Annotated in this window: 11 protein-coding genes and 1 pseudogene; 1 reads left to right on the forward strand and 11 read right to left on the reverse strand. The window is 59.0% G+C overall.

Annotation, left to right across the window (positions count from 1 at the left end):
• Positions 1–89: 89 nt before the first annotated feature.
• Positions 90–1,043, forward strand: coding sequence for a tRNA glutamyl-Q(34) synthetase GluQRS (gene gluQRS, locus PEH01S_RS01485; RefSeq protein WP_127483694.1), 954 nt, complete (start codon positions 90–92; stop codon positions 1,041–1,043).
• A gap of 153 nt (positions 1,044–1,196) precedes the next feature.
• Here gluQRS and PEH01S_RS01490 read toward each other — a convergent pair whose 3' ends face one another.
• The 11 genes and pseudogenes from PEH01S_RS01490 to PEH01S_RS01535 all read right to left on the reverse strand — a co-directional run bounded on the left by PEH01S_RS01490 (position 1,197) and on the right by PEH01S_RS01535 (position 13,975).
• Positions 1,197–2,168, reverse strand: a complete 972-nt coding sequence (locus tag PEH01S_RS01490; RefSeq protein WP_025846604.1) for an ABC transporter substrate-binding protein — start codon at positions 2,166–2,168, stop codon at positions 1,197–1,199.
• A 40-nt stretch (positions 2,169–2,208) separates the two neighbouring features.
• A complete protein-coding gene (locus PEH01S_RS01495; RefSeq protein WP_025846606.1) occupies positions 2,209–3,234 on the reverse strand; it encodes a FecCD family ABC transporter permease in 1,026 nt (341 codons plus the stop codon).
• Positions 3,231–4,271: a FecCD family ABC transporter permease gene (locus PEH01S_RS01500; protein WP_051570213.1), complete on the reverse strand. Its 1,041-nt coding sequence runs from the start codon at positions 4,269–4,271 to the stop codon at positions 3,231–3,233. Before PEH01S_RS01500 ends, PEH01S_RS01495 begins: the two co-directional genes overlap by 4 nt.
• Positions 4,243–4,839: a nitroreductase family protein gene (locus PEH01S_RS01505; protein ID WP_025846608.1), complete on the reverse strand. Its 597-nt coding sequence runs from the start codon at positions 4,837–4,839 to the stop codon at positions 4,243–4,245. The genes PEH01S_RS01500 and PEH01S_RS01505 overlap by 29 nt, the downstream gene beginning before the upstream one ends.
• Before the next feature lie 109 nt (positions 4,840–4,948).
• Positions 4,949–6,478 carry an AraC family transcriptional regulator gene (locus tag PEH01S_RS01510; RefSeq protein ID WP_127483695.1) on the reverse strand — a complete coding sequence of 510 codons (1,530 nt, stop codon included), beginning with the start codon at positions 6,476–6,478 and terminating at the stop codon, positions 4,949–4,951.
• A 101-nt stretch (positions 6,479–6,579) separates the two neighbouring features.
• The gene (abc-f, locus tag PEH01S_RS01515; RefSeq protein ID WP_127483696.1) at positions 6,580–8,526 is read right to left on the reverse strand and encodes a ribosomal protection-like ABC-F family protein; all 1,947 of its coding nucleotides are present in this window, start codon (positions 8,524–8,526) and stop codon (positions 6,580–6,582) included.
• Between the two features lie 97 nt (positions 8,527–8,623).
• Entirely contained in the window at positions 8,624–8,767 is a 144-nt protein-coding gene (locus PEH01S_RS34425) for a hypothetical protein (protein ID WP_164827622.1), read from the reverse strand.
• Between the two features lie 89 nt (positions 8,768–8,856).
• Positions 8,857–11,448 (reverse strand): chemotaxis protein CheW, encoded by a 2,592-nt coding sequence (locus PEH01S_RS01520; protein WP_025846613.1) that lies wholly within the window; start codon positions 11,446–11,448, stop codon positions 8,857–8,859.
• Between the two features lie 36 nt (positions 11,449–11,484).
• A complete protein-coding gene (locus tag PEH01S_RS01525; RefSeq protein ID WP_025846615.1) occupies positions 11,485–11,913 on the reverse strand; it encodes a chemotaxis protein CheW in 429 nt (142 codons plus the stop codon).
• A gap of 178 nt (positions 11,914–12,091) precedes the next feature.
• Positions 12,092–13,483, reverse strand: a pseudogene (locus PEH01S_RS01530) (HAMP domain-containing methyl-accepting chemotaxis protein); the annotation flags it as partial.
• A 42-nt stretch (positions 13,484–13,525) separates the two neighbouring features.
• Complete coding sequence (locus tag PEH01S_RS01535; protein ID WP_127483697.1) at positions 13,526–13,975, reverse strand: PAS domain-containing protein; 450 nt, start codon at positions 13,973–13,975, stop codon at positions 13,526–13,528.
• Positions 13,976–14,115 lie beyond the last annotated feature (140 nt).

The following is a 14,115-nucleotide window of genomic DNA, read 5'->3' on the forward strand; positions in this document are numbered from 1 at the left end:
TACTGCTTTGCAAGGGATGACATTCAACATACATAAACAACCGGGCAGGGGAAATCCTGCTCTTTTTTGTATACCTGCGAGGTGATTCGATGAGACGCGGACGGTTCGCCCCGACGCCTTCGGGACCGATGCATATCGGCAACGCCTTCACGGCGCTGCTCGCCTGGCTGCAAATGCGGCAAGCCTCCGGCACGTTCGTGCTGCGTATCGAGGATATCGACGGGCCTCGTTCCCGCCCGGAATATGCTCAGCTCATCGTAGAGGATTTAACCTGGATGGGACTGGACTGGGACGAAGGTCCGGCCGCCGACGGCCCTTACGGTCCTTATCTGCAAAGCCTGCGGCTGGAGCTGTATGAGCAGGCCGTCGATCGCTTGCAGCGCTGCGGACGGCTCTATCCTTGCTATTGCAGCCGGGCGGAGCTGGCCGCCATCGCCAGCGCCCCGCACGGTCTCGCCTCGGAAGGCGCAGTTTATCCCGGGCTGTGCAAGGCCCTCGGCGAGGAGGAGCGCAGGCGCAAAGCCCAGGCTAAGCCCCCGTCCTTGCGCGTGGCCGTTCCGGAGCGCCCTTTCTCCTTCAAGGACGGCCTAGCGGGCATGCAGCACGTGCCGCCCGGTGCTCTTGGCGATTTTGTCGTCAAACGCGCGGACGGCCAATTCAGCTACCAGCTGGCGGTCGTCGTCGACGATGCCGCTATGGGGATCACCGATGTGCTGCGGGGTGGGGATCTTCTCGATTCGACCCCGAGGCAGCTCGTTCTGTACGAAATGCTGGGGGCTGTGCCGCCGAGCTTCTGCCACGTTCCGCTGCTCTGTGGGCCGGAGGGCGGCAGGTTGTCCAAACGGGACCGCAGCCTCTCTCTTGCCGCTCTCCGTGCCGCCGGCGTTCCGCCGGAACGCTTGATCGGCCACTTGGCGTATGCAGCCGGCCTGCTCGATCGCCCCGAACCGGCAAAAGCGGCCGAGCTGATCCCGCTTTTCTCGCTGGAACGCCTCTCCGGCGAACGAATTGCCTTAAGCGAAGAAGCCCTGGCCTTGGGCTGAGCAAAGCCGCCGTCATCAGCTTGAGACCAAGCCTGAAACGGCGGCTTTTCGTTTACGGTTTCGGAGCATCCCAGCCTTCCTGGCCGCTGCTGCCACGTTATTTACCAAGGAAGCTCCCCGTTTTCGTCGAAAAATGCGTCCTTTGTCTTCTCTCTATTTCTTCGTCCCGAGATGCTCTTTAATCGCCTGAAGCCCGGCCACCTGTCCAAGGAAGAACGTATCACCGGCAAGCGTATCGATCGGATAGACGCGGTTCTCCTTAACGGCCTTGAGATTGTTCCACACTGGATGATCCTTCCAAATACTTATCAAGCCGAGCGGATCTTCGGCCTTCATCTCCCGGCGGTTGGCGGCAATAAAGATATGATCGGGCTTGAATTCACTGAGCGCTTCGATGCCGATCCGCCCCCCGATCTTTCCGTCCTCGGGCAGCCCCGCTACTGGCGTCAAACCTATTTCCTCGTAGTAAATCGGGAAGTTCTTGGGATGCATGACTGTAAAATCTTTGCCGTTCGCCACGAGAAACAACGCCGTTTCGCCCTTGTGGCCGGCCGCAGCCGCTTTCGCTTCGCTCTTCAGCTTCTCAAAATCGGCAATCACTTGCTTCGCTTTCTCTTCTTTGCCGACAATTTCGGCGAATTTCATCAGCCTCGACGCCGCATCTAAGGAAAAGTCGACGGCAATCGAAGGGGCCAGCTTATTGAATTCATCGTAGCTGGAGCCCTTCCCTGTGCTGGTCATGACAATCACCTGCGGATCCATTTCCAGCAGCGTTTCCCGGTTCGTCTTGCTGCCGAGATCGACCACCTTCATCCCTTCCGCATACTTGGCGAAGATCGGCGACTTGGCTTTCGTTCCTTCGAAGCCTTCCGACACGATGGGAGCTACCCCAAGCACCAGCAGGTAGTCCGTGCCCATAATATCGACGCTGGCCACTCGCTCCGGCCTCTCCTTCAGCTCCAGCTCGCCCTTCACGTGTTTGATCGTACGCGGAAAACCGGCGGTCTGGCCGGAGCCCGCGGCCTCCGTTCCCGCTGCCGCATTCTGCTGGCCGCTGCATGCGGTGAGCCCGGCCGAAGCCAAACAAAGCGCGAGTAACCCGGCCGCGAATCGATGTTTACGCATTCTCCTGTCCCCCTTTGGAAATATTGACCGATTTTTCAAATCACGCCTTGGCCCGCATTAACAAATAAATAAAATAAGGACCGCCCAATAACGAAATAACCACGCCGGCCGGTATCTCCGTATTTTCCATAAAGCTCCGGCCGATCGTATCTCCGGCGAGCACAAGCAGCGCGCCGACCGCCGCCGTAACAGGCAGCATGTATTGATGCTGCGGCCCGACCAGCCGCCTGGCCATATGCGGGCCCAGCAACCCGATAAACCCGATGCCGCCGCCGATGGCCACGCTGGAGGCCGCCAGGCCGACGGCGGCTGCCATTAACACGAGCCTCTCCCGGTTGACTGAGAGCCCTAACCCGCCCGCGATCTGCTCGTTCATGCTCAGTACGTTCAGTACTCTCGATTTCCAATACACGTATGGCAGCAGGATGACGATCCAAGGGAGCAGCGCGAGGACGAATTTCCAGTTCGAGCCCCATAGCGATCCCATCTGCCAAGTGACGACAAATTCGAAGTTTCGCGGATTGAGCTGCAGCGTCAAAATGACGCTGACCGCGCTCATCCCGGCCCCCACGGCGATACCCGTGAGCAGCAGCCGCGTCGGCGAAATGCCGCTCTCTTTTTTATACGAGAGGATGTAAATGAGAAGAGCGGACAAGCCAGCGCCCGCCAAAGCGAGAAAAGGCATCAGAAACGGCGGCGCCACGCTGGTCGCCGGATAGAACGAGACGAACAGCAGGACCGCGAAGCCCGCGCCGGCATTGATGCCGAGAATGCCCGGGTCGGACAACCCGTTGCGCGATATCCCCTGCAGCACCGCGCCGGACACCGCAAGCCCCGCCCCGATCAGCACGGCAATGATCATGCGCGGCAGACGCAGATCGAACAGGACGATGTTCTGCTTACGGCTTCCTTCGCCAAGCAGCGTCTGCACTACCTCCAGCGGGGCCATACTATAGCGACCCGTATTCATGCTAACGACAAACAGCACAAGCAGCAGCGCGCCGAACAACACGATCAGCCGGAGGCTGCGGCGGCCGCGATGCTGCACGAACGTATCCGTACTCACGACAGCTCCCTCCGTTCCTTGCGCGCCAGATAGAGAAAGAAAGGAACGCCCAGCACGGCAATAATGGAGCCTAACGGCGTCTCATAGGGCAGAGCGACCATTTTCGCTCCGATATCGGCGAAGACGACCAGCACCCCGCCCAGCACGGCGGAGCAAGGAATAATCCACCGGTAATCGACACCGACCAGAAAGCGGACCATGTGCGGAACGATCAACCCGATAAAACCGACGCCGCCGACCGTAGACACGGATGCCCCGACCAAGACCATCACCACCACCGTGCCGATCCCTTTCACCAGCTTCGTCCGTTGGCCAAGCCCCGCCGCCACGTCTTCGCCCAAGCTCAAGATCGTCACGGACCGGGAGACGGCCATCGCGGCGATCAGCCCGCCCGCGATCCACGGGAGCATCACGGATACCTGAAACCACTCCGCCGTCGAGATGCCGCCGGCCGTCCAGAAGGCGAGATCGTAATTGATTTGGAACAGCAGCGACAGCGCCTGACTGACGCCCGACAGCAGCGAACCGACGACGGCGCCGGCCAATACGAGCCGCAGCGGCGTTAACCCCCCTCTGGCAAAGAAAGCGATGCCGTATACCAAGCCCGCGCCCAAGCCCGCACCGATGAACGAGAATAAGATAATCGCTCCGAAGGGAAGCCAAGGAAAGAACGCAAAGACGAGGACGAGAACAAAGCCCGACCCCGCATTGATGCCCAGCAGTCCGGTGTCGGCAATCGGATTGCGGGTCATCCCCTGCATGATCGCTCCTGCGACGGCGAACGCCGCGCCGACCAGTACCCCGGCAAGCGCGCGGGGCATGCGCAGCGATTGAATAATGACATGATGATCGTTGCCCGGATCGTAAGCCACAATCGACTCCCACACCGTTCCGAACGTAATGTGCGCTACCCCCGTCACAATCGAGGTGCCGATCCCGAGCAGGATTGCACATACGCCGACCGTCAGAAGAACGGTGGCCATCCACGGGCGGCTGCGGATCGGCGCTTTATCGAAGGCCGGCTGGGATAGAGCCATCGGTATGCAGGTCCTCCGTTGCATTGGATGAGCGAACGACCGTCAGCTTTTCTTCCGCCCGCGTTCTCGGCCTTGCCTCGGGAACCGCTTCCGGATAGCCGATGTGAAGAAGCCCGACCAATTTTTCCCCCGGCTTAACGCCGACGCTTTTCAAGAACCCCGGGACGAAAGTAAACGGCTCCGTCTTCCAAATCACGCCGAGTCCGCGCTCCCAGGCGGCCAGCTGGAAGTTCTGTATCAAGGCGCACGCCGCCGCATAATCCTCTTCCCGCTCCCGCTGGCGGGGGTCCTCCTGAACCACGACCAGCAGGTGCGCCGGGATGTTCATATAGGTCTCCGGCGAACGGCTCTTCACGGCATGGCCCGCAATCGCCTCGCCCAGCGTCCGCTTCCCTTCGTCTACAAACAAAATAAACCGCCACGGCTCCCGGAGCCCGTGATTAGGCGCCCACACCGACACATTGAGCAGCTCGTACAAGAGCTCTTCCGATACGGGGTCCGGCTTGAATTGCTTGATGGATCTTCTCTCTATGATCGTCCGAGCCGTCTGAAATTGCGCAGCCTCCACGAAAGTTGTCCCCCTGTCAATGATAGTGATATTCATTCTCACTATAAAATTGTACAGAAAACGCCCCGGATTGAAATAGACGAATCTTCGCCAAGACCTGTATTTTTCTTCAGAACTCCCGCTTGCCGAACAATTCGACAGCTTCGGCGAGCGCTTTCTCATGGCCGAGCGCCGAATAGTGCAGCCACGGATACTCTCCGGCCTGATATACCTTGCCTTTCAACCCGTGGAGGCAGCCGGCGTCAAAGCCGGGCTCGGTAAAGAGGAGGAGATGGTCCGCCTCATAATCGTTCAGCTTCCCGACGCTGTCGAGCTCCTCGAAAGCGAAGCCGCGGATACGCGCAGGGGCGTTCAACCGAAGCTCCCGGTATAAAAAATCTCCGACCTTGCGCCGCTGCTCGCCGAATACCCTAACCCGCCCATGCCGCCAGATGCGGGCGGCAAGCACCGTCTCATTCCGCAGCGATTGATGGATCCGATGACGGGCCGCCGCTGCTTTGCGTTCGTAAGACCGCATCCAATATCCCGCGACCTCCTCCATTCCGATGGCCGCCGCCAGCTGAATCAAGTGCTCCTTCCACGATTGGCGTTTATACGGAATGAGCCGGGTCGAGGCGATCTCGGCCAAGACGTCGTACCAGACGGCCTCCTTCTCGGAGCCGAGAATCAGATCGGGCTGCCGGGCGCGCAGCGGCGCAAGATCGAGCTCGGCCGCCGGGTCCTCGCTGTGCTCCTCTTTGGACAGAACGACCATACGGTCGCCCGGAATTCCGAGCGCCGTTAATCCCGCCCATAAGAAAGGATTCAGCACAACGATCGTTTTGCGAAGCGACTGCATGTATTCGACCGGGGATACCCCAACCGCGCTTTTAAAGATTCGGCTGAAATAATAAGCATCGGTATAGCCGACTGCCTTGGATACTTCTTTTATTTTCATGTCGCGGGTGGCCAGCAGCTCTCGGGCTTTCTCGATCCGCTTGGCGGTAATATATTGAAGCGGACTTAAGGAGGTGCTGCGTTTGAAGCTCTGGAAAAACGACGTCGGCTTCATCCCCCGCGCATAGGCAAGCTCTTCTACCGGGAACGTCTCGGTATAATGTTCGTCGAAGTAGTCCTGAATGCTGCGGATCACAGCCTGCGAGGCCTGCGGCTCCTTCGCATCCGCGCCGGGCGTCAGGATCGACTGCCACAGCTCGGTCAGGCCTGCCTGAACCCGATGCGCCTCTGCCTCGGAGCCCGCGTTCCAGCATTCGTACAAGGTTTCCATACACCGCCGGACGATAGGAACGGGAATGTTTTGCACGATCCCTTGCACGGGCAAAGGGCACTCCTCAACCGCCCATTGCCCCCCCTGTCTGTACGTTTTGGCCGAAGCGAACTCGATGTAATAAATCGCCAGCCCGCCTCTTACGGCACGAACCGCATACGGATTCAAGCCCGGCCGGCAGACGAACAGGCTGCCGGCTTCCAAGCGAATGCGGGCATCGGAAGCGCACAGCTCCCCTTCGCCGCTTACCACAAAGACGAGCCGGTTCATACCGGGATCCGAATTCGTCCGGAGGGTCCAGACCTCGGAGATTTGCTTCAGCTGCATATCGACGAAATCGAATGCGTAACAATTCCATGCGCCGCGGTCCACCGAGCAGTTCCTCCCTTAATCCTATTCTTGTGATGGTTGTCAGAGCCTTATCATCCCCATTGTAGGGGCAAACGCGGACCGGCGGCAACACGGAAACCTGCTTACTCCTCCGCCGCCAGCCATTGCTCATAGAGGCGGTCGAGCTCTTCCTGCACGGCTTCCCGCTCCGCCCATCGCTCGCTAAGCGTACGGGCATCCGCACCCGCCTCCGGCTCCTGCATGGCGGCATCCAGAGCGGTAAGCCGCTCCTCCGCCTGAACAATGGACCGCTCCAGCATGTCGCGCTCCCGCCCGCGGTCTGCCGCTTTCCCGCGTCCGTGCGGCTTACCCTGCGCCGGGGCCGGACCCGCAGGCTTTGCCTTTACGGCCGCAGGAGAAGCTCCGGCTCCCTGAACCATACCGCTCTCGCCCGAGCCTCCGCGCTGCTTCCGTTTCTCCTGATACTCGTCGAAGTTGCCCAGATAGACGGTGATCCTGCCGTTGTCCAGCTCCCAGATGCGCCCGGCGAGCCGGTTGATGAAATACCGGTCGTGCGAGATGGCAAGCACGGTGCCCGGGAACGTCTCCAGCGCTTCCTCCAGCGCTTCCCGCGAGGCGATGTCCAGATGGTTCGTCGGCTCGTCGAGCAGCAGCAGATTCGGCTTGCGAAGCACCAGCAGTGCCAGCCTCAGCCGCGTCCACTCCCCGCCCGACAGCAGGTTGACCGATTTGAACACGTCCGGGCCGTAAAACAAATATTTGGCCAGAATTCTCCGGGCCTCCCCTTCCTCAAGCCCCGCTTCGCTGCGAAAATAGTCCAGCACCGATTTCTTCGGCGCATCCGGGTACTCCTGCTGGGCCAAATAGCCGATGTCGACGCGCGCGCCCCATTCGAAGCGTCCCTCGTCCACGGCTTCCTCGCCGAGGATGAGCTTGAACAAGGTCGATTTCCCCGACCCGTTCTTCCCGATAAGCACGACCTTGTCACCATAAGCCAGCGCTCCGTCGACCGCGTCCAGCAGCTTCCGGCTTCCGTAGCTTTTGCCGATGCCCTCCAGCGTCACAACCTTGCGGCCCGAGCGCTCCGCCTGCGTCAGCCCGAAATCGGCGTTCTTCGCCTCCAGCACCGGCCGTTTCAGCTTCTCCATGCGGTCCAGCGCTTTTTGCATCGAAGCCGCCCGCAGGAAAAACTGCTCATTGTCGCCGATCCGCCCCCACGTTTCCAGCCGCTTGATCGCCTCCGTCATTTTCTTAATCTTCTTCTGCTGCTCCTGATAGTCGGCGAACTGCTGAAGCAGCCGCTCCTCCTTCTCCTTCATATAGCCGGTATAGTTGGTGAAGTACGACTGCGATTCGCCGTCCTCCAGCTCGACGATCTTCGTGACGACCCGGTCCAGAAAATACCGGTCGTGCGAGACGATCAGACATGCTCCGTCGTACTGGGTTAAATAGTCTTCCAGCCATTCGACCCCGTGCAAGTCGAGGTGATTCGTCGGTTCGTCCAGGAGCAGCAGCTCGGGCTTCCGAATCAACTGCGAGGCCAGATTGATACGGGTCTTCTCTCCTCCCGACAGGGTGGCGTACGCCTGAGTATAACAGCCACGGTCAATCCGCAGGCCGTCAGCGACCCGCTCGATGACGGCATCCAGCTCGTAGCCGCCCTCGCGCTCGAACTTCTCCTGCAGCGCCGCGTACTGCTCCAGCCACCCGGCCAGCCGGTCCGGACCGTCGGCGGCCCCCGGCTCCGACATGAGCTTCTCCAGCTCCGCCATCTTCAAGCGGCACTCCAGCAGCTCCTGATGGCCGAGAGCCAGCACATCATACACGGTCCGGCCTTCGAACTCCGCCGGAACTTGCGTCAAATAGCCGATTCGGGTTCCTTTCCGGACGGTCAGCTGCCCGGCGTCGGGACGAAGCCGCCCGGCGATCAATTGCAATAAAGTCGATTTGCCGCTTCCGTTGCGGCCGATCAGTCCGATGCGTTCGCCTTGCCGAATGTCCAAGGTTACGTCTTCAAGAACAAGCTGTGCGCCATGGTACGCTTTTATATTTTGACAGTTAACGATCATCTTAAGGAGTCCTCCTCGTGTGATCCTAACCTGTGGGCAACAAAAAGAGCCGCGGGAAAAAATCCCTACGGCTCTTCGGACTGGCATCCGTTTGCGGTTAAGGTAGGATTATTTTCGCGAATGGTGAAACCGTATAGGCATTTTTGGACAGACCTCTCCCGTTGACGGAAAAAGCATGCACAATGCCAGCCATAGCCATCGGCAGCTGGCTAATACGGTTGTTCGCCATCTCGTGATTCATCCTACCTTCACCTCCTCTGTTCAAGTTATTTACAACTTTACCATAACGGACGAACGGTTGGCAAGCTTCATCGGCAATCGCCTTCCGGATTAGCGCGGAGATAATATCTCAAGCTGCGTTTGCACGGCTTCCCCGGCCGCTGTGCCTTCCAGCAGACGATCCATATCGAGCAAAATGAAGAAACGGTCGTCCTGCTGATAAATTCCGCGAAGGTACCGGTCATCGATGCGCATGACGGAGCCGGCAGCCTTGATCTCGGCATCCCGGACGCGCAGCACTTCCGTCACCTCGTCGATCACGATCCCGACGTCCCGTCCTTCCGCCTCCATTACGATAACCCGCGATTTCGCCGTCGGCCGTTCCTCCGGCAGACGCAAGCATAGCCGCAGATCGTAAACCGGCAGCACCGTTCCGCGCAGATTGATAATGCCCAGCAGCTCCGAAGGGGCGTTCACCATCTTCGTCACCGGAGGAATCGCGATAATTTCCTTGACCTTGCGGATGTCCAGCCCATACTGCTCGCCGGCCAGCTTAAAGGCGACGTATTGGGATTCGCCGCTTTGGATCGCGTCCTTCTTCTGCATCTCGCTCTCTTTGGCCAAGAGCAGCGAGCCTTCTTCCTTGACCAGCGACCCGACGTCCAGAATGAGCGCCACATTGCCGTTGCCGAGGATGGTCGAGCCTGCGATATACGGCACCTCGCCGACAAACGGACCGAGCGATTTGATAACAATTTCCTGATTGCCGACCGTCTCGTCCACGACCAGACACACCCGCTTTTCGGCCAGACCGACGACAACGACAAGCAGTCTTCGGGGCGCAGCGTCCTGCGGAATCCGGAAGCGCCGATGCAGGCGCACGAGCGGGAAAACGGTCCCGCGAATGACGCATACCTCCTGTCCTTGGACGGTCTCGATATCCTCGGCGGACAACCGGACGATCTCGATGACGTTCACAAGCGGAAGGGCGAAGGTGCTGGTCCCCAGCTTGATGAGCAGCGAACGGATGATCGCCAAGGTCAGCGGCAGCTTGATCGTAAAGACCGTGCCCGCGCCCGGCGAGCTGTCGATGTCGATCAGGCCGTTCAGCTTCTCGATATGCGCGCGGACGATATCCATCCCGACCCCGCGGCCCGACAAGTCCGTCACGCGGTCCGCCGTCGATACGCCGGATTTGAAGATGAGAAACATCAGCTCTTTGTCGGTCATCCGGCCCGCTTCTTCCTCGGTCACGAAGCCCTTGGCGATCGACGACTGTTTAATTTTGTGCGGATCGATCCCCCGCCCGTCGTCGCGGATGGAAATGACGATCTGATTCTCCTGATGGGCGGCCTTGAGCAGCAGCCGGCCCTTGGCCGGTTTGCCCGCTTTCCCCCGCTCTTCCGGGCTCTCGATGCCATGATCCACGGCATTGCGCAAAATATGAATGAGCGGATCGCTGATTTCTTCAATCAACGTGCGGTCGAGCTCGGTCTCTTTTCCTTCGATAGCGAAATCGATCTCTTTCCCGATATGGTGGGCCAAATCTCGGACCATCCGCGGGAACCGGTTGAACAGCTGCTCGATCGGCAGCATTCTCGTCTTCATCATCCCGTCCTGCAGCTCGCCGACGACGCGGCTCAGATGGTTGCAGATGTCGTGCAGCACGGCGACGTCCGGGTTTTCCTTGAATTGCCCGGACAGCCGGTTCTTCACTTCGATCAGACGGGTGTTGTCGATAATCAGCTCTCCGACGTAATTGAGCAGATTTTCGAGCCGGTCCACATCGACGCGCACCGTCGGATTCACCTTGATCTTCGCATCCGGCTCCGTTCTCGCGTTGACAGGCGCTTCGGGGGCCGCCTCTTCCGGCGTGCACGCTTCGGCAGGAGCTTCTTCCGTCCCCCTGCAGAAGCTGTCCAGATTGTCCGGCGTAATCGGCGTAATGTGATAGGAATCAATATGCGAGATATGATTCAACGTATCGACGAGCGACTGCTTGTCTTCCTCCGTGATCAGCGTGAGCAGCAGCGTGCCCTGGAACGCATGCTCGTCCTCGATTGTTTCCGTCGGCGGGTATACGGCGATCACTTCCCCCGATTCCTTCACCTTCGTATAAACGAGCAGCGCCCGTACCGATTTCATCACGGCGTCCGATGCAATCCTCACATACAGCGTCATGACCTGATAACCCGATTGCAGCGCATGCGCGATGGCTTCTTTCTCGTGGTCGTGGAACTTTGCGACCTGTTCCCACGCGTCATGGGCCTCGTTCTTCAGGGGCGCCTTGCTTTCGGGCTCCGCCGGCTCTCCGAGCGCCCTCCGCCGGATGCCGTCCAACGATTCGACGAGCGGCCCGATGTCCGCTTCCTCCGGCTGCCCAGCGACAATCGCCTGCTTCAACACCTTGATATAATCAATGCCTTGGAACAGCAGCGTAATCAGCGAGGAGTCCACCGCAAGCTGCCTGTTCCGAATCAGCTCGAACACGTTCTCGATCTGATGGGTCAGCTCCTTCATCCGGTCGAAGCCCATCGCCGCAGAGGAGCCTTTGAGCGTGTGGGCTGCGCGGAAGATGGCTCCGACCGTCTCCATATCGTCTCCGTCCTGCTCCAGCTTAAGCAGCATTTCATCCAGCACCTGCAGCTGCTCGTCCAGTTCGTCGAGAAAAATGCCCAGGTAGGCCTCCGTATGAAAGCTCACCTTGAAAACCCCCTTCCTTGCTCCGAAAATGCCGTCTCACCCGAACAAAATGCGCTCTGGCTTCAAAATGCCCGCAAGCCCCGCCCCTGCCCGGCCTACGCCCGAGATGCAGGGGTGCTCCGCTCCGCCCGCCCGGTCCGGGGGCGGCTGGATGTCCTCGATGGCGGTCACCTGAAACACCTGATCGACCACGAGTCCCACCATCATCTCTTCGTGTCGGATGACGACAATCCGGCTCGATTTCGTAAACGGCGCCTCCGGCAGTCCGAACCTGCTGCGCAAGCTGACGACAGGGGTTACTTTCCCCCTCAGGTTTATCACCCCCAGCAAGTTCGGCCGTCCGCCGGGAATCGGCGTAATCTCCTGCATTTTAATAATCTCATGGATTTCGTGAATATGGATCGCATATCTTTCTTTCCCGATCCCGATCTCGACAAATGGCCCCCGCTCCGTTACCGTCGTCATCTGCGGTCACCTATATGCGAAAAGCGGACACGGAACCGTTCAGTTCCTCTGCCATCTTGGCCAGCGATTGCGTCGACGAGGCGGTCTCTTCCGCCGCAGCCGCCGCTTCCTCGCTGGCTGCCGCAATCGTCTCGACGGCTCCCAGCACCTCTCCGGCCTGCGCGGCTTGCTCCTCGCTGGCGGCGGCGATTTCATTCACCTGAACCGCCGTTTCGTTGACCTTGGCGACGATCTGCTCGAACGCCGTCCCGATCTTATGCGCTAACGCCACCGCATGGCTGACCGCGTCCACGCTTTGCAGCGTATTTTTTTGCATGCCGCTGATAATCGATGCGATTTCTTTGGTCGCATTGCCGCTCCGCTCGGCCAGCTTGCGGACTTCGTCGGCGACGACGGCAAAGCCTTTGCCTTGTTCCCCTGCGCGGGCCGCTTCGATAGCTGCATTCAGCGCAAGAAGATTGGTTTGATCGGCAATATCGTCGATGACCGCAATGATTTGGCCGATCTTGCCCGAATCGTCCTGAAGCAGCGACATCTGCTTCTCGACCTGCGTCATGGCCGCTACCGTCGAGTGAATGGTCGTACCGCCTTCCTGCGCCATCTCCTTCGCCTGCGTCGATAAATCCGCCGAGGCTTCCGCGCTTTGCGCTACCGAATCGATGGCGATCGACAGCTCGCGGAATAATTCGTTCACGCTTTGCGCAGCGGTCGCCTGGCTCGAAGCGCCGCCTGCGATCTCCTGCGAGCTGGCGGATATTTGCTGCGAAGCGGCCGCGACGTTTTGCGCCGATTCCAGTACGCTTGCAATCAGACGGCGCAGGCTGACGATCATGTCGTTGGTCGACTGGGCCAACAGCCCGAGCTCGTCCCGGCTCGCGACTTGAACGGGATCGATCGTCAGGTTGCCGCGGGATACTTCACTGATGCTGCCGGTGACAAGCGCCAGCGGCTTTGTAATGGAGCGCGTCAGGAATACCGCGGTCCCCGCGCCGATGACAAGGCCCGCAATCAGGAAGATGAGCGTCATCAGGAAGCCGGAATCGTAAGCGTCGCTTGAATCCTTGCTCGATTGAACGGCTCCGTCATGGTTCAGCTTCACGAGCGCCTCTACGTCTGCGAACAAGCCCTTGAGCGCCTCCTGGCTCTGCAAGTAAAGGGCATAGGCTTCGGCCTCGTTCCGCTTCTGGCTTTCCTTAATCGTCTTATCGTTCAAAGGGATGAACGCCTTCCACGCTTTCACCATGGCGTCGAAGTGCTTGCGGTCCTCCTCCAAAACGATCGTCTTCTCGTACGCTTGGAATTCCCGGTCGATCTTCGTCAGAAGCTCGCTGCGGGTTTTCTCCAAAGATTCCATCGTGCTTTGATCCGGCGATAAGATGTGAGAAAGCGTCGTCGTGAGCACGAATTCCTTCAAGTAATTGATGTTATTGATCGATTCCACTCCCGGCATCCAAACCGTCGTAATTTCTGATGTTTCTTCATTCATCTTTTGCATCCGGTTGATCGCGGTCCAGCCGATAATTCCTGCGATCAGCAGCACGATAATAAAGCCGGCATACATTTTCTTTCCAACTGATAATTTCACGGTTTCGTCCTCCCTTGATTAGCGACTTTAGGTTGAGTTTCCGTAGGCTAGCAAAAACGTTTGGATCACGCTTCTTCCGGCCAGCGCATGCTCGGTCAGCCGGCTTTCGGTCACGTCGCGCTGGATGCCGACGTAATACGCAAGAGAGCCCTGGTCGTCCGGTACCGGGACGATTTTGACCTGATTCCAGAACGAGGTCCCATCCTTGCGGTAGTTCAAAAGCTCCACGCTGAACGGCCGGACGAGCGGCAGCTGTTCCCGGAAGCCGGCGATGGCGTCGGGATCGCTGCCCAGCCCTTGCAGAAAGCGGCAGTTGCACCCGATGACTTCTTCGGCCAAATACCCCGTAAGCTGCGTAAAGCCCTGATTTACATAAATAATCGGATTGTCCGGAAGCGTCGGGTCGGTAATGACCACTCCCGTCTTCTGATCATGGATATGGGCGAGAAATGGACCGTGCGGCAAACGACTCCCCATAGCGTTCCTCCCCGTTCGTTTTCATTGCCACTTTCATTGTGCCCGAGGAACTAGGATAAAAGTATCACCTATCTCTCTCAAAATTCGCCCAAATCCGGCACAATAAATGAGGAACCGGTTCCTATAGACACAAAAAAACC

Origin of the sequence: Paenibacillus ehimensis NBRC 15659, from assembly GCF_004000785.1 — a bacterium.
GTDB lineage: Bacteria > Bacillota > Bacilli > Paenibacillales > NBRC-103111 > Paenibacillus_G > Paenibacillus_G ehimensis.